This is a genomic window from Psychrobacter sp. K31L, assembly GCF_017942195.1.
Classification (GTDB): domain Bacteria; phylum Pseudomonadota; class Gammaproteobacteria; order Pseudomonadales; family Moraxellaceae; genus Psychrobacter; species Psychrobacter glaciei.
Window position 1 is genome coordinate 309,939 of sequence record NZ_JAGKSC010000001.1, and the last position, 21,086, is coordinate 331,024.

The 21,086-nt window shown below is 43.6% G+C and carries 14 protein-coding genes; 12 read left to right on the forward strand and 2 right to left on the reverse strand.

Annotation, left to right across the window (positions count from 1 at the left end; all coding sequences use genetic code 11):
• Nucleotides 1–129 precede the first annotated feature (129 nt).
• Complete coding sequence (gene glnA, locus J5X94_RS01215; RefSeq protein ID WP_010201934.1) at nt 130–1,539, reverse strand: type I glutamate--ammonia ligase; 1,410 nt, start codon at nt 1,537–1,539, stop codon at nt 130–132.
• Nucleotides 1,540–2,317: 778 nt separating this feature from the next.
• Here glnA and J5X94_RS01220 point away from each other — a divergent pair.
• The 5 genes from J5X94_RS01220 (at nt 2,318) to J5X94_RS01240 (ending at nt 6,831) form a co-directional block, all read left to right on the forward strand.
• On the forward strand, nt 2,318–2,941 hold the full coding sequence (locus J5X94_RS01220; protein ID WP_026037396.1) for an anthranilate synthase component II: 624 nt from the start codon (nt 2,318–2,320) through the stop codon (nt 2,939–2,941).
• A gap of 83 nt (nt 2,942–3,024) precedes the next feature.
• Nucleotides 3,025–4,146 carry an anthranilate phosphoribosyltransferase gene (gene trpD / locus J5X94_RS01225; RefSeq protein ID WP_210539485.1) on the forward strand — a complete coding sequence of 374 codons (1,122 nt, stop codon included), beginning with the start codon at nt 3,025–3,027 and terminating at the stop codon, nt 4,144–4,146.
• A gap of 72 nt (nt 4,147–4,218) precedes the next feature.
• Complete coding sequence (gene trpC / locus J5X94_RS01230; protein WP_210539487.1) at nt 4,219–5,094, forward strand: indole-3-glycerol phosphate synthase TrpC; 876 nt, start codon at nt 4,219–4,221, stop codon at nt 5,092–5,094.
• 104 nt (nt 5,095–5,198) lie between these two features.
• The gene (locus tag J5X94_RS01235) at nt 5,199–5,930 is read left to right on the forward strand and encodes a Smr/MutS family protein (RefSeq protein WP_210539489.1); all 732 of its coding nucleotides are present in this window, start codon (nt 5,199–5,201) and stop codon (nt 5,928–5,930) included.
• 268 nt (nt 5,931–6,198) lie between these two features.
• Nucleotides 6,199–6,831, forward strand: coding sequence for a DNA-3-methyladenine glycosylase family protein (locus J5X94_RS01240; RefSeq protein ID WP_210539491.1), 633 nt, complete (start codon nt 6,199–6,201; stop codon nt 6,829–6,831).
• 55 nt (nt 6,832–6,886) lie between these two features.
• Here the strand turns inward: J5X94_RS01240 and J5X94_RS01245 are convergent, their stop codons facing one another.
• Nucleotides 6,887–8,830, reverse strand: coding sequence for a mechanosensitive ion channel family protein (locus tag J5X94_RS01245; RefSeq protein WP_228293101.1), 1,944 nt, complete (start codon nt 8,828–8,830; stop codon nt 6,887–6,889).
• A 406-nt stretch (nt 8,831–9,236) separates the two neighbouring features.
• On the opposite strand from J5X94_RS01245, the gene J5X94_RS01250 reads away from it, so the two are divergent.
• The 7 genes from J5X94_RS01250 (at nt 9,237) to J5X94_RS01280 (ending at nt 21,075) form a co-directional block, all read left to right on the forward strand.
• Complete coding sequence (locus J5X94_RS01250; protein ID WP_210539495.1) at nt 9,237–11,162, forward strand: TonB-dependent receptor plug domain-containing protein; 1,926 nt, start codon at nt 9,237–9,239, stop codon at nt 11,160–11,162.
• A gap of 355 nt (nt 11,163–11,517) precedes the next feature.
• Nucleotides 11,518–12,942, forward strand: coding sequence for an adenosylhomocysteinase (ahcY, locus tag J5X94_RS01255; RefSeq protein WP_210539497.1), 1,425 nt, complete (start codon nt 11,518–11,520; stop codon nt 12,940–12,942).
• Between the two features lie 13 nt (nt 12,943–12,955).
• On the forward strand, nt 12,956–13,804 hold the full coding sequence (locus tag J5X94_RS01260) for a methylenetetrahydrofolate reductase (RefSeq protein ID WP_194618616.1): 849 nt from the start codon (nt 12,956–12,958) through the stop codon (nt 13,802–13,804).
• A gap of 205 nt (nt 13,805–14,009) precedes the next feature.
• On the forward strand, nt 14,010–14,882 hold the full coding sequence (locus J5X94_RS01265) for a 16S rRNA (uracil(1498)-N(3))-methyltransferase (protein WP_210539499.1): 873 nt from the start codon (nt 14,010–14,012) through the stop codon (nt 14,880–14,882).
• Nucleotides 14,883–15,077: 195 nt separating this feature from the next.
• Nucleotides 15,078–16,790 (forward strand): putative bifunctional diguanylate cyclase/phosphodiesterase, encoded by a 1,713-nt coding sequence (locus tag J5X94_RS01270; RefSeq protein ID WP_210539502.1) that lies wholly within the window; start codon nt 15,078–15,080, stop codon nt 16,788–16,790.
• Between the two features lie 399 nt (nt 16,791–17,189).
• Nucleotides 17,190–18,983 carry an acyl-CoA dehydrogenase C-terminal domain-containing protein gene (locus tag J5X94_RS01275; RefSeq protein WP_210539504.1) on the forward strand — a complete coding sequence of 598 codons (1,794 nt, stop codon included), beginning with the start codon at nt 17,190–17,192 and terminating at the stop codon, nt 18,981–18,983.
• Nucleotides 18,984–19,290: 307 nt separating this feature from the next.
• Nucleotides 19,291–21,075, forward strand: a complete 1,785-nt coding sequence (locus tag J5X94_RS01280) for an acyl-CoA dehydrogenase C-terminal domain-containing protein (protein WP_189581771.1) — start codon at nt 19,291–19,293, stop codon at nt 21,073–21,075.
• Nucleotides 21,076–21,086: the final 11 nt, after the last annotated feature.

Sequence of the window (21,086 nt, forward strand, 5' to 3'; positions counted from 1 at the left end):
ATCAGTAGTGATTTTGGAGAAATGTTATTCATTTATCTTGTGCGCTTTATCCGCAGACATAAAAAAACCAGCTAAGAGTTACTTAACTGGTTTTTATTCATTAAAACAATATTGAGTCTATGCTATAAATTAGCAGCTGTAATACATGTCAAATTCAACAGGATGTACAGTCACGTTCAGACGTTGTACTTCTTCTTCTTTCAAAGCAATAAACGCTTCTAGCATGTCTTCAGTGAATACATCACCTTTTAATAAGAAGTCATGATCGTCACGCAACGCTTGTAACGCTACATCTAAGCTTTCTGCAACCGTTGGGATTTGTGCTTCTTCTTCTGGTGGCAAGTCATATAAGTTTTTGTCAGCGGCTTCACCTGGATGCATCTTGTTCTGGATACCGTCAAGGCCAGCCATCAACAATGCAGCAAACGCTAGATATGGGTTAGCCGTTGGATCAGGGAAACGGGCTTCAACACGTACCGCTTTAGGGCTGCTCACGTGTGGAATACGAATAGACGCTGAACGGTTAGACGCTGAATAAGCAAGTTTAATAGGTGCTTCATAATGCGGCACTAGGCGCTTATAGCTGTTGGTTGATGGGTTGGTAATGGCGTTCAATGCACGAGCATGCTTGATAATACCACCGATGAAATACAATGCTGTTTCAGACAGACCCGCATACTCATCACCTGAGAATGTGTTTACGCCGTCTTTTGAGATAGACATATGTACGTGCATACCTGAACCGTTATCACCAACGATTGGCTTAGGCATAAAGGTAGCTGTTTTGCCAAACTGATGCGCAACGTTATGAACAACATATTTCAATTGCTGAACTTCATCTGCTTTACGAACCATGGTGTTGAATGCCACACCAATCTCAGACTGGCAAGAAGCAACTTCATGATGATGCACTTCAACTGTGCCTTCGCCAACGATTTCTTCGATGCGTTCACACATGACAGCACGCATATCGTGTGAGCTATCGATTGGTGGTACTGGGAAATAGCCGCCTTTAACACGCGGACGATGCGCCATGTTGCCCCACTCGTAAGTCTCGCCAGTCGACCATGCTGCTTCTTCAGCAGTGATTTTATGACTAACGCCAGACATATCGATTGACCATTTAACGTCATCAAATACAAAGAATTCAGGCTCAGGACCGAAGTAGGCAGTATCACCAATACCAGTAGATTTCAAATACTCTTCAGCGCGGCGAGCGATAGAACGTGGGTCACGATCGTAGCCCTGTAGCGTTGATGGCTCGATGATGTCACAAGTGACCACAACAGTGACCGCATCAAAGAACGGGTCTAGAAAAGCCGTTTCTGGATCAGGACGCAAGATCATATCTGACGCTTCAATACCTTTCCAGCCAGCGATAGATGAGCCATCGAACATTTTGCCATCTTCCATCACATCTTCGTCAACGCTATGCGCTGGGAAGCTGATGTGCTGCTCTTTACCGCGTGTATCGGTGAAGCGAAAGTCAACCCATTTAGCATTAGAGGATTGGATAAGATCTAATAGTTTATTCGACATGAATAGTCTCCGTTGTGTTGATCACGTTATTGCGATTTAAAATTATGAGTGCAGTATTCTTGTTCAAGAATGTTAGATGTGCTTTTGAGACTGAAATAATGCATACGATATTCTGCTTATTATCAGCACTATTCAGCGTATTAGTCAAGATACTCATCTAAAGCGTTTTTTCAATCAGACCAACAGTCATCTCAATGGTCTAAAAATACGCCAAGTCAATTCTAACGTTATTCTAGCAATATATAACTCATAATGCTGAACTCTTCAGGCACTTGTTAATAATTATTTTTAGACCTGTCTCTTTGTGGTCACAAATAATCATAACAGCATAACTGCAAGGGCTATGCCAACTCTCTAAGAACCGAATGGTATTAATGGCTAAGGCAACAGCATTACTGATAGCAAATACAATAACTTATCATAAAAAATACACACATATGAAGACTGTTATTCCGATGATTATCTTTTTAACACTCCTTATATAGAGCAATGAACCGCACTACCATTGCACCAAATTAGTGTGATTATTAATGTAATGGTAATAACTCGCTCTATTTTGGTGCGATTTAATATCTAGAGTTATTTAGTAATCTCATCATCATGCGCCATATTTGATAGAGCACGAAATAATGGTAAGATAACGGCATCCCACAGCAGCAGCTGTCACTCTTATAGCGGTATGGCATCATGCATGGACAGTAGCCCATAGCAGTGCAGGCAATAGTAGCGCAGACAAATTCAACTATAGAAACACCTAAAAATCAATAAGTTGAACACAATGATTCTAATGATCGATAATTACGACAGCTTTACGTACAATATTGTACAGTACTTCGGTGAGTTGCAGCAGGACATCACTGTGTGGCGTAACGATCAGATCACCATCGATCAAATTAAGGTCTTAGCTCCCGATGCCATTGTCATTGGCCCAGGACCGTGTGACCCATCCCGCGCTGGTATTTCGTTAGCCGTCATTGAGACTTTTAAAGGCATTATCCCTATACTGGGCATTTGCTTGGGACATCAAGCCATTGGGCAGGCATTTGGCGGACAGGTCGTCAAAGCAGGTGAAGTGATGCACGGACGTTTATCCGCCGTTTACCACAATGGCACAGGCGTATTTTTAGGCCTACCTAATCCCTCACAAGTCACGCGTTATCATTCACTCGTCATTGATAAAATCAGTTTACCCGAGTGTCTTGAGCTGACCGCATGGACACAAAATGTTGATGGCAGCATTGAGGAAATCATGGGTATCCGTCATAAAAAACTTGCTATAGAAGGTGTACAGTTCCATCCTGAGTCTATCTTGAGCGAAGCTGGTTATCAGCTACTCAACAACTTTTTGCAGACTCATAATCTGGCTGTACTAGCCTCAGACAAGCTACCGCAAGTCGGTTAGTTTTGACTAAAGTACTTGCTTTGATTACTCTATTCCAAATTCCTTATAGATCCATATAAAAAATAAAATTAAGCGAGACCATAATGAGTACGACGAAAATAGAAGAAACGCATACGCCAGATAGTATTGAGAGACTGTCCGATACAGAAACGCACAAGCTGCTGACGACCGCATTGGGTAGAATCTTTCAGCACATTGATTTGACCTTTGATGAGATGTATCAAGTGATGCTGATTATTATGCAAGGCAGATGTAGCGACGCTATGATGGGCGCTATTTTGACTGGTCTACGCATGAAAGGTGAATCCATCGATGAGATCACGGCATCGGCCAGCGCCATGCGTGCATTGGCGGCAAATATCGAACCAAGGAATTGTGACCATCTAGTCGATATCGTTGGTACTGGCGGTGATGGCGCGAATTTATTCAACGTCTCTACGGCATCGGCTTTTGTTGTGGCAGCTGCGGGAGCACAAGTCGCTAAACACGGCAATCGCGGGGTCTCTACTAGGTCTGGTAGCTCAGACTTACTTGAGCAGGCAGGTATCAGTCTGTCGCTCACCCCAGAGCAAGCAAAAGACTGTATCGAAAACCAAGGCATCGGCTTTTTGTTTGCGCCCAATCACCATAGCGCCATGCGTTATGCCAATCCTATACGTCGTGAGCTAAAATCGCGTACTATCTTTAATATTTTAGGGCCATTAACCAACCCTGCTGGCACACCCAATTTGGTCATTGGTGTCTTTACCGCTCAACTGTGTGAACCTATCGCCAAAGTCATGAAAAACCTAGGCGCACGTCATGTCATGGTGGTTGGCGCAAAAGATGGCTTAGATGAAATCAGCCTTGCCACCTCTACCACTGTCGCTGAGTTAAAAAACGGTGAGATATCCGTTTATGAGATGATGCCAGAAGATGCTGGCATCGAATCACAGACGCTGATTGGGCTCGATGTAGATTCACCAGAGCAAAGCCTTGAGCTGATACAGGCCGCTTTATCAGGCGCAGAAACCAACGACCGCTCAGTACTCAAAGCCCGCGATATGATTGCCCTGAATGCAGGCGCAGCGATATACACCGCAGGACTTGCTAGCAACTATCCTAATGGAGTTAGCCGTGCTCAACAAATCCTCCAAAATGGCGATGCGTTAATCAAGCTTGAGTCTTTAGCCAAATACACACAGCAGCTAGTGGCGCAGGATTAATTTGCAAGCACTAATATAGTGCATTCATTACCATCACTGTCTATTTTCATCTAACGATATTCGGATACCAGCATGACCACAACCCATTCAGACATACCTTCAGTGCTACAGCGCATTGTCGCTACTAAAATAGAAGAAGTAAAAAAGGCTCAAGAGGTACTATCTCTTGAAGATTTACAAGCCAAGGTCGCAGCTGATAATAAACCGCGTCGAGGTTTTGCTCAGGCATTGCGAGCTATCAGCACTGAAGAGAACGGTATTGGTATCATTGCTGAAATTAAAAAAGCCTCTCCCTCTAAAGGCGTTATCAATCATAACTTTGCCCCAGCGTTATTTGCTCAGCAGTACGAGCAAGCTGGTGCAAGTTGTTTGTCAGTACTAACTGATCGCGATTATTTTCAGGGCGATGACAGCTACCTTATTCAAGCAGCTAATACCTCAAGCCTGCCGATACTGCGCAAAGATTTTATGATTGATGAGTATCAAATATATCAATCCTATCTAATGGGTGCAGATTGCATATTATTAATCATGGCTTGCCTCGACGATGAGCAAGTACAAGAGCTCCATGCCTTGAGTATCAAACTGGGCATGGACGTATTGATTGAAGTACATACCAAGGCCGAGCTTGAGCGCGCCTTACAATTGCCACGCTCTGATCATAATATCTATGGTATTAATAATCGTGATTTGAATACTTTTGACGTTGATCTACAAACCACGCTCGACCTAAAAAATATTTTGCTCGAAGCATTGGCTACCGATGCTGATAGCACAGCACAGAAACCCCTTATCGTTACCGAGAGTGGCATTCATAGCAGCGGTGACATCCGTTTGATGCTGGAGCAAGGCATTCAGCACTTCTTGATCGGTGAACAATTTATGAAAACCGATCACCCTGGACAAGCGTTACAATCCTTACTTGCGGGCAGCGCAGCAGACGGGTAAAGTAATTCAAGCTTCAATAGACACTAGATCGCTTGAACAATGCGTGTGCTATACGGATTGTTCAAGCCTTTATTTATTCATCAATCAACGATACGTTAACTTTTATGTCAAATTCTCTATTTTCAAAAGAAATGCAAGACCAACTCAAAGAGTTAAAAGGACAGCTGACCAAAGGCCGTGATACCGATTCACCTGAAGGTGAAGATCAAAAGCCTACAGAACCTGTCTCGTTACTCACCCAAAAGCAAGTCAAAAAGACTGTCAAACAGTTGGACAGTGAGCATATCGACGACGATAAAGTTCTGTTTATGCAAGCGATGCATGGCGTCAATCAGCTCGATGACAAAAACGTCCGCTCCCCTGCCAACGCCGCAAAAGCGCGTAAACCTGATGCCGCCACACTTTCGAAACGTGCTGCCGCGCAAGGTAGTGAAGCTAGTGATTTAGGCGCTGGCTTATCAGATATGCAGGCGCTACTCAATCCTGTGGCTGGCGAAGCTTATTTGTCTTATAAGCAGCCGACCCTACAAAATAAAATTTTTACCCAGCTCAAACAGGGCAAGCTGCGTTGGTATGATGCGGTAGACATCCATGGCTGCACCATTGATGAAGCACGCGCTGCCATGACTCAACTGTTGAGCCAAGCGAAGCAAAATAATGAAACCATGGTAAAAATAGTCCATGGTAAAGGTAGCGAAGCTATTTTAAAAACTTGCGTCAACGGTTGGCTACGTCAATTGCCAGAAGTATTAGCATTTTGCTCTGCCCCGCCAAAAGATGGTGGAAACGGCGCGGTATTAGTACTGCTTAAAAAGCCTAAAACTGATGGTGAATAAGCTGCATCGTTAAACATAAAAAGGACTGCTTATTGGCAGTCCTTTTTGTTATGCTCATTATCAAAACGACTATTTATAGTCAGTGAAAAGTAATATCGATACATCATGCACTATTGATATCAATTTTTCTTGCTTGCTGTGCCTACGCAAACAGAGGCTACAAAAAATTGATATCAATAGTGCAGTAGCGTTTCTAGGGTGTTTTGACTATACATCATTTTCAGCGTCCAACTTCAGCGGCAAGGTACTCACTTAGGATAAGACATTTATGAGCCTACAAACTATTGAAAACACTGAAGAATTAGAAGAGCATATCATTGCTTTGATTGCCATCGAACCAAGATTTGCTCCTGTTTATGAGCAAGTTGGTGTGCCCAGTCTCAGGCACAATGCAGGTGGGTTTGAGCAACTAATGAGAGCGATGGTGGGTCAACAGCTATCAGTAGCAGCCGCGGCCAGTATTTGGAAAAAGCTGGTTGCGGCAGGTTTGACAACCCCTCAGGCTATTGCTGAAGCGCAGGACGAAACGTTACGAGCACAAGGCTTATCTAGGCAAAAGATGCGCTATATCCGATCCTTAGTAGCGCATGATATAGACTTTGCTACCTTAACAACCATGCCAAATGAAGCGGCTATAAAGACACTCACAGCCGTCACTGGCATTGGCCGTTGGACGGCTGAGATGTATTTATTGTTTTCTCTAAAACGCGATGACATACTGGCAGTCGATGATTTAGCGATTAAAGTCGCAGCGATGACAGTATTAGGTCTGGCAGAACGCCCGACACCGAAACAGCTAAAGGGATTGACCGAAAGCTGGTCACCACATCGTAGCGCCGCCAGCCTGCTTCTATGGTCATATTACGGCTTACTACGTGATAAAACTGCCGTACCTTTATAGTTCCCTATAATAGCTCTCCATACAGAATATCTGCCCATATAGAGAAAACTCATTTTTAAGGCTGGTTCCATATAGAAAAACCAAATTTTCTTTTGGTGTGCTTAAACTTACTTTTTCTTAGCATACGACTTTTGTGTTTCAGTGCTTTGAGTGCACCTTCCCTACTTACTGTTGCCATCGATGATTTCTGGTTATCACCTCTCGCTTTGTTGCTGCTTTTATTAATATCAACACTGCCGTTGCTACTAGAGTGATCATGATTGTCTAAGCTTACATTCGTTTCACCATCATCCGTATTGCTACTGCTGTGTGATGTATCTTCTTCTACCGATTCAACTGTATTACTTTCCATATGATGTTCAAGTTCAGCTTGATTGACAATCAACTGCTGTGTTGGCAAAGCATGCTCAACCTTATATTTTGCAACTTGGTTTAATACATCAACGAATACCACGTTTTGCTTGTCGTAAAACTCCATCACGTCGTTGGCATTAATATAAGCTTGTAATTGAATCACATAGCAGTCTTGGCGCAGCTCTAAAATGTTCACTTGGTTCCATTCATTATTGGTTAAATAATGCTCATTCAAAAACTCATCCAAATCCTTGACCATCTTAAAGACCACGTCGATATCAGCGGTACGCTTAAGATACAACTGATGAAAGAAGCGGAACATATCGCGTGAGGTAAAGTTCTCAATTTGCATGGACGAGAAGTCGCCATTGGGTACGGTGACAATGGTGCGGGTCAATGTGCGGACGCGTGATGAGCGAATACCAATATCGATAACGGTGCCTTCATAAGTACCGAATTTACAATAATCACCGATACGTACTGGCGAATCCGCCACAACTACAACGCTACCAACAAGGTTCTCAATGGTTTTTTGTGCACCAAGAGCGAAAGCCAGTCCACCCACACCCAATGCAGCAATACCGGTCGTTAAATCAAAACCCAAATTACCAAAGAAGACAATGACCGCAAATATAAGCAGCAATGCTTTGACGACTTTGCGTAGCAGTCCTAAGATTGAGACACGTTCAGTATGGTTTTTCTTATAGCTTAAGTTGACGGCACGCGTGAATATCGCATCGATGACACGCAGTAATAACCACGTTGTCGCTAGCCATGATGCAACCTCGGTAAACCGATTGATAGGCTCACGTAATGTGACTGACACGCCTGCATAGACCATGACTTCGGATAATATCAACGCCATAATGACGACAGCAAGTGGCAATATCACCTTATCAGGTAATGGTAACGGTACACCGCGTATGTGAGGATAAGTGATTCTCAATAGATGGTACAACAGCCAAACCATAATATAAGTGAGTACAAAGCTGCTCACAATCATGGTTAGCGCTGCAACCAAGTCAGCCAATTGATAACCAAAAACCTTTTTGCCGTCCAGTGAATCAACCGTATAGCGAGATACCAAGGTCGGCTCAGTATTTTCTATCACTTCTGGCACTGAACTGAGCGTATCACTTGAGAATTGCCAGTACTGATCATTGTTATTAGACACCACTCTTTCTAATAATAACGGCACGCTTTTTTCACCGATATTGATGACACCGACGTTTTCTTGGCTGGGTGGCAATTGATCGGTTAAATTGCCTTCAAGCGTATTATTGAGCTGCAAGTCAGGTAAAAAACGCCCACCAGCATCGAGTGCTTGCTTAAATTGACGCACCACGGTAGTTGGGTTGTCAGACTTTGATAAGTTAAGGTAATTGCTCGCCAATAAATAATCGTTTTCGCTTAAAGCACTAATGAATCCTTGCACCGTATGTCGAGGCGTATCTCGCCCAAAGGAATCAGGTATCGGCTCACTGCTCGCCTCACTAGTCCCGCCAAGTCCCAACACGCCAGCTTCAGCCGCGAAGGCAGCATTCGGCAGTATCAGGCTACACAATAAAGTCAGCAACAAGGTGGCCACTACCATGACTCTTGATAATGATGCTTTTAAGGGTAAAGGTAAGCTAGTAGGACTCATACGACGCTCAATAGACAAAACAAACCTCTTAATTTATAGATAGACATAGGCATAAAGAGAAAATTGCCTAAATAGCCAATGATCAACACAACCTGCCGCCATGATAGCAATTATAACTAACTGTCGTGTTTTTGATTACAAATTTTTATACCGAAGAATGTTTCTATTGATAAGCAATTATTGATACTGAGCACGGTTGCTAAGCAATAAATACCCTGTACATCGCTTTAGAATGGTTCAATGATCAGTCATCATGAAAATTCCTCAGCTTATCATGAATAAATATTGGCTAAAACTGGTTTATAAAGCGCGCATATTTATAGATAATGAACCCTGTGTAACTTGTCTACTGTTTTTTGTAAATTTTACCTTCTTAACTTTTGCTTTTGTAACCTTGGGAATCATTATGTTGTTAACACGCTCTTCTTCGTCTACTTATTTGCGGTGCTGTATTTTAAGCGCACTTGGCGTATTTGCCGTAAATACAGCCATGGCTGTCACGCCATCTGACCCTGACTTAGAGACAGTCAATGATAGTGAGCTGCCACAAGTCGAGCTTGATAAAATCGTTGTGACAGCGACGCGTACGCCTACCAAAACCAGTAACGTAATCGCCCAAACTCGCGTGATTGATAGCGAAGAATTGCGCCGTTATCAAGGGCAGACAGTTTTAGAAGCACTGAAGCGTCAGCCTGGCATCAGTCACTATACAAGCGGCGGCATGGGCACCGTTTCCAATCTTTATATGCGCGGTTATGATGGTAAGCAAATCTTGGTACTTATTGATGGCATACGTTATAGCTCGTTAAGCACAGGTAATAGTGCCCTAAATTTACTACCAGCCGACCAGATCGATCGTATCGAAATACTATACGGTGCGTCAGGATCTAGTATTTATGGTGCAGACGCGATGGGTGGTGTGATTCAAGTATTCACCAAAGGCAGCAATGTAGATCAAAGCAGCATGTCGGTTACTGCTGGTGTTGGCTCAAATGATCAATATTTATACGGTGCTAGCGCACAATTCGTCAATGATACTGGCACCGCTTTGAGCCTTTCAGCCAGCCACAACGAAACAGATGGTATCAATGCAACGCTACCCGATCCTAGTAATGAATACGCCCCTTACAACAAGGACGATGATGGTTTCGAAAGTGATAATTTTAGCATTGCTCTAAATCAGCGTATCAATGATCAATTGTCAGTAGGGGCTAGCGCTCTGTATAGCGAGTCAACGACTTATTTTGATAATGGCGCTGCAGAGAACGTGTATTCTGATCAAGAAACGGGTGCGGCTCAAGCGTTCGTTGATTGGCGCTACCAGCCAGGCGCTTCGGTGAAGCTACAGTATGGACACTCTATCGACAACATAGACACAGAAACCTATAGCAGTAACTATGATACAGAGCAAGATCAAGTCAGCCTAGTCGGTCAGTATGCTCTACCTATCGGTACAGGCATTTACGGTGCAGAGTATTTAAACCAAAGTATTGATACGACTGATTATGACGTTGATGACCGTGATGTGACCAGTGCATTTTTGGGTTATATATTGGCTAATGATCAATTCGATGCACAAGCAAACCTACGTTATGATGATAACTCACAGTATGGTGATGAGACTACTTACAACCTAGGTGGTGCGCTACACATCAATCCTAATCTACGTATCGGCGTTAGTTATGCTAAAGGTTTCCGAGCGCCGAGCTTCAATGACCTATACTCACCTTTCGGTGGCAATGCTGAACTAACACCAGAAACCAGTGATAACTATGAAGCTTTTATTGAATACGATACTCCTATTCAATCTACTCGTTTGACAGGCTATCACAACAAAGTTGACGACTTAATCAGCTATGTCGCAAGCCCCACGCCTAGCAATCCTTATGCAGGCTCTAGCGAAAACGTCGATGAAGCCAAAATCGAAGGACTCACACTAACATCAGATTGGATAGTCGATAATTACTTATTTGGTGGTAGCTATGACTACCAGCAGGCAGAAGACAATAGTGGCGGGAACAACGATGGTAATTTTCTTGCCATTCGTCCTGAGCATAAAGGTCTGATTTACTTAGGCTATCGCTTATCAAGCTTTGACATTCGTGCCGAATATGAATATGTCGGTGACTACTATAGCAACGTTGCCAATGCAGAATCGCAGTTTGTCGATCATTATGGATTGTTTAATATCAGCGGTAACTACCAGCTAACAGACAGCCTAACCATGGCAGCACGTTTAGACAATATTACTAATGAAAAGTATATTACTCTACCCGGTTACGACACTGATGGTATCAACTATTTCACCTCTTTGACCTATAACTGGTACTAGGTTTTTCTTAGTACCCTTCAGACAGTCTGAACTGAGAATAAAAAAGGTCATCAATATCGATGGCCTTTTTTTAGTGCTTTATATTACCGCTCGACATTTTACAGACCTAAACCGTCAGCTATTTATGTTATCCAACAGGTGACAATTCATGGATCATCTATTACAATAACGACCTCCGAGAGGTGTTGCGCCATGACCATAGATATTGCATTGAGAGACTAAAATCATGCAAATTATAAGTTATGTTAGGCTCGGTTAACTGTCGAGCGCCCTATTTTGGTCGCTCACAGCGCAAACAACGGCACCTGCGTTTTTATTCTTTTTATCATACGTTAACCACTGATAGGAGCATATTATGGACGCAGTGTCTACTACACCATCTGCCCATACGATCGATCCCTCTTTCACTGACTATAAAGTCGCTGACATCAGCCTTGCTGATTACGGCCGCCGTGAAATCACCCTTGCCGAAGCTGAAATGCCTGCCCTTATGGGTCTGCGTCGTCGCTACGAAGCCGATCAACCGCTTAAAGGCGCGAAAATCGCTGGCTGTATCCACATGACCATCCAAACTGCCGTACTTATCGAGACATTAGTCGCGCTAGGTGCTGAAGTACGTTGGACGTCATGTAACATTTTTTCAACTCAAGATCATGCTGCTGCGGCGATTGCTGCTGCTGGTATTTCTGTCTATGCTTGGAAAGGCGAAACAGAAGAAGAGTATGAATGGTGCTTGCGTCAACAAGTTCACGTTGGCGGTGAAACCTCAGGTCAGCTTTGGGATACTAACTTAATCTTGGATGATGGCGGTGATTTAACTGCATTGATCCATAATGATTATGCTGAGCTTCTTGATAGCATCCACGGTATCTCAGAAGAAACCACTACTGGCGTGCATCGCTTAGTTGAGATGTTAAACAAAGGTACGCTTAAAGTACCTGCCATCAATGTCAACGATGCCGTTACTAAGTCTAAAAATGACAACAAATACGGCTGCCGTCATAGCTTAAACGATGCGATTAAACGCGCTACCGACATGTTCCTTGCTGGTCGCCGTGCTTTAGTCATCGGTTATGGCGATGTGGGTAAAGGCTCTACGCAAAGCTTACGTCAAGAAGGCATGATCGTACGTGTATCAGAAGTTGATCCTATCTGTGCCATGCAGGCATGTATGGATGGCTTTGAAGTATTGTCACCTTACATCAATGGCGATAACACTGGCGGCGCAGAAAACATCAACACCCGCTTGCTAGAAGATACGGATATGATTGTTACTACTACTGGTAACTACCATGTATGTGATAGACATATGCTTGCAGCACTGAAACCTGGTGCAGTCGTTTGTAACATCGGTCATTTTGACACCGAAATCGACACCCAATTCATGCGTGACAACTGGCGCTGGGTTGAGATTAAACCACAAGTGCATCAAATCTTCCGCTCAGACGACGAGAATGATTATTTGATTTTGCTTGCTGAAGGTCGCTTAGTGAACCTTGGTAATGCCACTGGTCACCCATCACGCGTGATGGACGGCTCATTTGCTAACCAAGTATTGGCGCAAATGTATTTGTTCGAAGAAAAATTCGCTGACTTGCCAGCTGATGAGCGCACTGACAACTTATACGTCAGAGTATTGCCGAAGAAGCTCGACGAAGAAGTCGCTGCTGCTATGGTTGCCGGTTTTAACGGTACATTGACGAAGCTGACGGATAAACAAGCGGAATATTTGGGTGTACCTGTCGAAGGTCCATTTAAGCCTGACGCTTATAAATACTAAGAGGAGCCAGACTGTGACTAAGCCTGCTTTTTCCTTTGAGTTTTTTCCGGCCAAAACCGAACTGGGTCATGAAAAGCTACTCAGCACTTATGATGAGCTGAATAAGCTATCACCTGCGTACTTTTCGGTGACCTACGGTGCTGGCGGTTCAACCCGTAACCGCACTTTAGATATCGTTCAAGCACTATGTGCACGCGGCGATACTGACATTGCGCCGCATATGTCTTGTATTGGTGATGATAAAGCAGAAATCGCTGAATTGCTTGAGCACTACAAAAGCTTAGGTATCAAGCGCCTAGTCGCGCTACGTGGTGACTTGCCTTCAGGTCAGGTGGGTATGGGTGAACTACCATTTGCTGTCGATTTGGTAAAATTCATTCGTGAGCACTCAGGCGATCACTTCCATATTGAAGTGGCCGCGTATCCTGAGATGCACCCACAAGCGCGTAGTTTTGCGTTTGATGTTGACAATTTGGTCAATAAATATCAAGCTGGCGCCAATGCGTCGATTACCCAGTTTTTCTATAACGCTGATAGCTACTTATATTTGCGTGATACCTTAGAAAAGCGTGGGATTGATACAGTGGCTCAGCCATTGGTGGCTGGCATTATGCCCATTACCAACTCAAGCAATTTGGTACGCTTTGCTGATAGCTGTGGCGCTGATATTCCGCGTTATGTGCGTAAGCAGTTGGCTGACTTTGGTGATGATCGCAAAGCCATTCGCGAATTTGGTTTTGATGTGGTATATCGTCTATGTGAGCGTTTAATCAATGAGGGTGTACCTGCCATGCATTTTTATAGCATGAATAAGGTTGAGCCGAATAAGCGTTTGGTTGAAGCGTTGGGACTTACCGCTTAGACCTTTGTTGAACTTCTTGTTAAATGACTGGCATTCTTCGGAGTGCCAGTTTTTTCGTTTTACTTATTATCTATCTTGTCTTAACAACTGCTCTACACGACCTGTTTTACTTCCCAAATACCTGTGACAATACCTTTCCCTCCACCACTCATATTCTGCTAACATGTTGAGAGGGATTATTGTTCAATTAAAGGACTAAACGACTGTGCGACGTTTTTTTTATGCTATCAGTAACGATCTGAACACCACCTTTCCTACCCTTAGTACATTATCTATTGGTGCTAGTGTCGAATTAACAGACAGCATCGTTCATCATTGGTGCCGAGTATTACGCGCAAATATCGGTGATCAAGGTATTTTGTTTGATGGCTTTGGCGGCGAATATCAGGTAGAGCTACAAGCGATTAGTAAAAAAAATGCAACGGCTACTTTGCTCAGTCATTCAACGGATGACCGCAGCGCCCCTGTATTGACTAAAATCGCCCTAGTGATGAGTCGCGGTGAACGAATGGATTATGCCATTCAAAAGTCCACTGAGCTTGGTGTCACTGCTATTCAGCTCCTCAGCAGTCATCATGGTGAAGTCAATCTCAAACCCGCCCAAGTCGAAAAAAAGCTGGCACATTGGCAACAAATCGCTATCGCTGCCTGTGAACAATGCGGCCTCAATCGCCCTCCTCTTATCCTTGCACCACTGTCTATCAATGACTGGTTACGTGATTCAGCGACCAACGCTACAGACACAGCAATATCTGTCAGCGCTGCGGTTAGCCCTATTGTCGTGGCCCTCAGTGAAGCCCCTTATTATCAAGTATTAAACCAGCCAGCAGATAGCCGATTAATGATGAGTGTGCCAGCAGCGGGACAACCTCTGCAACCAGAGACACTATCAACCGCACTAACACAAGACAAACCCTACATTGAGCTGCTAATCGGTCCTGAGGGTGGTCTCAGTAATGACGAGTCAGTGCAAGCACAAACAGTAGGCTTTGCGCCTTGGCAGATCGGTAATCGCGTGCTACGAACAGAGACCGCGCCTGTCGTCGCATTGGCAACGTTGCACGCGCTTAGCCATTAATCACCGAACACCATTCTGTATATATGCTGATGGCTAGGTTAAATGAAATGCTCTGATACAACGCTTCTTATTGCTTTGCAAACTGGGAGATAGCTTGAGCCGCGGCACCTAGGTGATACATATGACTGACGGTGGTTATTGCTAGCAATAACTGACCAATTTTTTAGACTTGACGTTGACTTAGTGAGTCCAATTATGACTACTTTTACCACCCTACCGCTCTCAGATAAGCAGCAACTGCTGACACAATTATGTGAGCAATATGAAGACGCTATCTTTATTTTAGACGCAAACTTTCGTTATCTATCGGTCAATGCTATTTACGAAATTATGATTGGTTACAGTGAATCTTTTTTGCTGGGGCGACCACTTGGTATATATGCGGCTGAATTCTTATCAAAAGAAGAGCAAGCTATTTTAAATGATCTTACCAAAGCATTAGACAGCGAAGGATTTCATGAAATCGATTTTTCGATGGCGACTCGCTATGGACAAGTTCTGAATTGCCATGTCACTTACCGAAGCATCTACGTGGGAGAAACGGGTTATTATATCGGTGTGGTTCGCGATATGTCATCGGTCGTGAAAGATAGAAAACAAATGACTCATCTACTCAATTACGATCAACTAACAGGGTTGCCCAACCGCAAGGTTTTTTTGAGTCAAACCAGTGAGCTATTGTTAGAGAGTTATCAAGAAGTCGTGATTGTACGCCTCAACATTGATCGTTATCGTAACCTCGCAAGCCTACTCGGCCCCGACGGTATTAATACTCTCATAGAAAGCTTCGTACTACGGATCAAAACCCTAAAGCTCGAAAATTTGCATTGTTTTTCACACTTTGGTGGTGATGACTTTGCCTTATTATTTGAATGCACTGATGCCAATTCCGTACGTAATCAGTTAGACCTCTTGATGCAAATGTGTGAGCACCCTTTTTTCGTCAATAATGAGCCAGCAGAAGATACAACCATTTATTGTCATATCTCAGTTGGGGTCAGTTTTTTCCCTGAAAATGATCACGAAATGATAGGGCTGTTGACCAAAGCTGAAAAAGCCCTACAGTATGTTAAACAGCAAGGTGGTGACGACATCTGTTGGTACAACAAGACCATCGATGAAGCGACTGCCAATAGTTTACAGTTGGAAGCAGAGCTTAGAGCTGCCACCAATGATGTTCAGTTTGTACCCTATTATCAACCGAAATTTTCCTTAGATACTGGGGCTATTACTGGCTTTGAGGCGCTGGTACGCTGGCAGCATCCCACTCGCGGGCTGCTAAAACCTGTCCACTTTATGAATGCCATCATCACGCACAAACTGTCATTTGAGCTGTTCTCACAAATGGCGACTCAAATTGCGGAACAGTTGTCTATTTGGCAAAAACTTGGCTTTGATCAACATATTTGTATCAACGCCGATGCTGCTGAATTTAGCCATCCTGATTTCTTTGAGATGGTGAGCAACTTATTTGTGCAGCACGACATCCATGCCCATCAATTGCATATCGAAGTCACAGAGTCCTCATTAATACAGCGCCATGCTAATGTCAAGAAACAGCTCAACTTACTGAAAGAGTTGGGGATTTGTTTAGCGCTGGATGATTTTGGTACGGGTTATGCCTCTTTAAGCTATCTACAAGAGTATCCTTTTGACTTTATCAAAATCGATAAAAGTTTTATCTCTAAGATTGAAATGGATCGTACCCAATATGCGATCGTCAAGGCTATTTTAGAGTTAGCGGTGGCGCTTGATATGCAGGTCATCGCTGAGGGTATCGAAACCAAGCAACAACGCGATTTACTGTTAGACATGGGTTGTAAATATGGACAAGGCTATTGGTTTAGCAAACCCGTGACTGCTGATATCGCAACTGAAATGTTAACGCAGCAATATTTGTCTAAATGATAAGACTCAGTTTTTAATTGCAACTGACTAATCAGTATTTTAATCGAGAATCAGCCAATCATTTTTTAGTCGATCATTATCATTATTTTTTTCGCCTAACGTCGATTGCATAACGGATGCAAGGTAGGTTCATGACTTATCAGTGCTGTTACCAAACTTGTATAATCGCCTATGAAAGCCTATCTTTTATAGTGAATTTGTTAGAGCTTACTAAATATCAAACTGACTCTAACAATCACCATTCTTTTCAATACTATTTTATGCAATCGATACCTTAGATAGGTCTGCGACTTCAACAGACCATCTGGATATAGTCAATCCTGCATCATGCGCTAAACCCTAGCGCTGTCATAGGACGACCAGCTATTATTGATTGCATTACAAAAAGGACAGGAAGTTATGCAATACAAAGCACCTTTACGTGATATTCAATTCGTTATGCATGAGCTGCTCGATAGCGAAAGCCATTACAAAACGCTACCTGCATTTCAAGAAGCAGACCGCGAGCTAATGGATAGCTTGTTTGAAATGGCTGCAAGCTTTGCTGAAAATGAGCTGTCACCATTGAATCAAAGCGGCGATGCGGAAGGCTGCAAGTTTGATAACGGCAAAGTAACGACACCAAAAGGCTTTAAAGAAGCCTATAAAGCGTATTGTGAGCTTGGCTTCCCTGCTTTATCTGCTGAAGAAGCGTTTGGTGGTCAAAACATGCCGTTTTCATTATCAACGGTCATCAATGAGATGGTTGGTACGGCTAACTGGTCATTCTCAATGTACCCTGGCCTATCGCATGGCGCTATCCAAACCATTGAGCATCATGGTACTGATGAGCAGAAAAACATCTATTTAGAAAAAATGATCAGCGGTGAATGGTCAGGTACGATGTGTTTGACCGAAGCACACGCTGGTTCTGACTTGGGTATTATCCGTACCAAAGCTGAGCCAAAAGAAGATGGTAGCTATAGCATTACTGGTCAAAAAATCTTCATCTCAGCTGGTGAGCATGATTTAACCGACAATATTATTCACATTGTATTGGCGCGTTTACCAGGCGCACCTGCTGGCACAAAAGGCATCTCATTGTTTATCGTTCCTAAAATGACGGTTCAAGAAGATGGTAGCGTTGGCGAAAGCAACAATGTCGTTTGTGGCTCTATCGAGCATAAAATGGGCATTAAAGCCTCTGCCACTTGTGTCATCAACTTTGATGGCGCAACAGGTTACCTAATTGGCCCAGAAAACCGCGGCCTACAGTGCATGTTCACCTTTATGAACGTTGCCCGTATCGGTACTGCTGTTCAGGGCTTGACTGCAGCAGAGTACGCATTCCAAGGCTCATTGACTTATGCCAAAGATCGTTTGGCCATGCGCTCTTTGTCAGGTACCAAAGCACCAGAAAAAGTAGCTGACCCGATCATTGTACATCCAGCGGTTCGCAACATGCTATTGACCGAAAAAGCCTTTGCTGAAGGTGGCCGTGCATTGGTCTATTATCTCTCACATTTTGCGGATACTGTCGCAAAAGGTGAAGGCGAAGAGCTTAAATTTGCTGATCAAATGCTGTCATTGTTGACGCCTATTGCCAAAGCATTTTTGACCGAGACTGGTCTAGAAGCTGCCAACCACGGTATACAAGTTTATGGTGGTCACGGTTTTGTCAGCGAATGGGGTATGGAGCAAAACGTGCGTGATACGCGTATCGCTTGTCTATACGAAGGTACGACTGAAATCCAAGCACTTGATCTATTGGGTCGTAAAGTATTGGGTTCACAAGGCAAACTGCTTGCAAACTTTGTCAAAGTCATCCAAGACTTCTGTGATGAAAACAAAGAAAATGATGAGATGGGTCAATTTATCCGTCCACTGGTCAAGCATCTAAAAGAATGGGGCGATTTAACAGCGCGCATTGGCATGCAAGCCACTGAAAGCCCTGAAGCAGTAGGCGGTGCAGCGGTTGATTACATGTATTTCAGTGGTTACGTGACTTTGGCTTATTTATGGGCACGTATGGCACTTGTAGCACAAACCGCTATTGCTGATGGCAGCAGCGAGCCTGCGTTCTATGATGCTAAAATCAAGACGGCTCAGTTCTATTTTGCCAAATTACTTCCACGTACCACCACACACGTAGAGCGCATCAGCACTGGTGTTGAGCCGTACATGAGTATGGATGTTGAGCAGTTTGCCTTTTAATTAAAGACTTTGTAAATTAGCTAAGATACATGATCGGCAACATACCACAGTATGTTGCCGATTTATTTTGTAGCGCTGTTCATCTTGTTAGCACCATGCGTCAATGGTGGCTTTAACACTTGAGATGTATTTCAGCATCACAATAGTCGCTACTAACTTTTGGTGCACGCACAATTCACGAAGAAATACACAAGCTAAGCCTCTAATTTGCTAAACTTTAGCTATTAGCCATTAAGGTTAACTCAAAAAGAACAACCGATAATCTTAATGTATTTAATTTTTATTCATTTGAACTAAAGGACTGCTGATGGCTGTTTATAATGCCCCTCTTAATGACATGCGCTTCATCTTAAATGATGTTTTTAATGCAAATGCATTTTGGCAAAACAACGATAATTTGGCTCATGTTGACATGGACACTGTCGATATGATTTTAGAAGAAATGGCAAAACTGACCAAAAACGTTCTGCTGCCCATCAACCGTAGTGGCGATGAAGAAGGCGCTACTTTTCAGGGTGATGGCGTTGTCACTACCCCAACAGGCTTTAAAGAAGCATATAAGCAATATGCTGAGTCAGGCTGGGTTGGCTTAAGCGGTAACTCTGAATACGGTGGTCAAGGCTTTCCAAAAATGGTGACCATGCTCACCGAAGAGATGGTTTTTACCGCTAACCAATCGTTTGCCCTTTACCCTAACTTGACTGTAGGCGCAACGCTTTGTCTAAACGCAGCAGCCTCTGAAGAGCAAAAGCAAACCTATCTAGAAAAAATGTACAACGGCGAATGGGCTGGCACTATGTGCTTAACAGAGCCACATGCGGGTACTGACTTAGGTATCATCAAGACCAAAGCCGTACCTAACGATGATGGCAGCTATGACATCTCTGGTACTAAGATTTTTATCACGGGCGGTGAGCACGATCTAACTGAAAACATTATTCATTTAGTATTGGCAAAAACACCCAATGCACCAGAAGGCTCAAAAGGCATTTCGCTATTTGTTGTACCAAAATTCTTGGTCAATGAAGATGGCAGCTTGGGTGAACGCAATACATTGGCTGTCGGTTCTATCGAACACAAAATGGGTATCAAAGCATCTGCTACTTGTGTGATGAACTTTGATAGTGCCAAAGGCTGGATGGTAGGTGCCGAAAACACAGGCCTGTCTTCTATGTTCATTATGATGAACTATGAGCGTGTCACTATGGGTCTACAAGGCCTTGGTGGTGCTGAGCTTGCCTATCAAAATGCGGCACTTTATGCCAATGACCGTGGTCAAGGTCGTAGTGATACCCAGTTGCAAAGCCCAGAAAAACCTGCGGATGCGATTATCCATCATGCCGATGTACGCCGCATGTTGTTAAATGCTAAGACCAATACTGAAGCGTCACGTTGCTTTGCCATGTATGTTGCCAAGAACCTTGATGAAGAAAAGTTTAGTACCGATCCAGAAGCAGCCAAAGCGGCTTCCGCTCGCGTTGCTCTACTCACGCCAGTTGCCAAAGCATTTTTGACTGACAAAGCATTAGAAGCCACTATTGATTGTCAGCAAGTATTTGGTGGTCACGGCTATATCCGCGAATGGGGTATGGAACAAATCGTTCGTGATACGCGCATTGCCCAGATTTATGAAGGCACCAATGGCATTCAAGCCCTTGACCTACTAGGTCGTAAAGTGGCGCGCAATAACGGCAAGTATGTCACTCATTTCTTAGGTGAAATTCGTGATTTTGTAAACAATATGCAAGCCAACCATGGCATCAAACAAGCCACACTGGATGCTGCTGATACGATTGAAGCATTGACTAAAACTGTGCTTAGCAACATTGGCGAACGTAAAAATGAAATCAATGGCTGTGCCGTTGACTACATGCATGCCTTTGGCTACCTGTGCTACTCGTATATGTTTGCGTTGATGGTTGAAGCTGCTGACGGTCAAGAAGGCGAGTTCTACACGAACAAAGCCAAGCTTGCTGACTACTTCGTTGGTCGTGTATTGCCACGTATCGATGCGCATGCGCAAATGGTGCAAGCAGGTAGCGATCCTATGATGAACTTTGATCTTGACTACTTTGATGTACCTGCTAACTAATCAGCGATGTT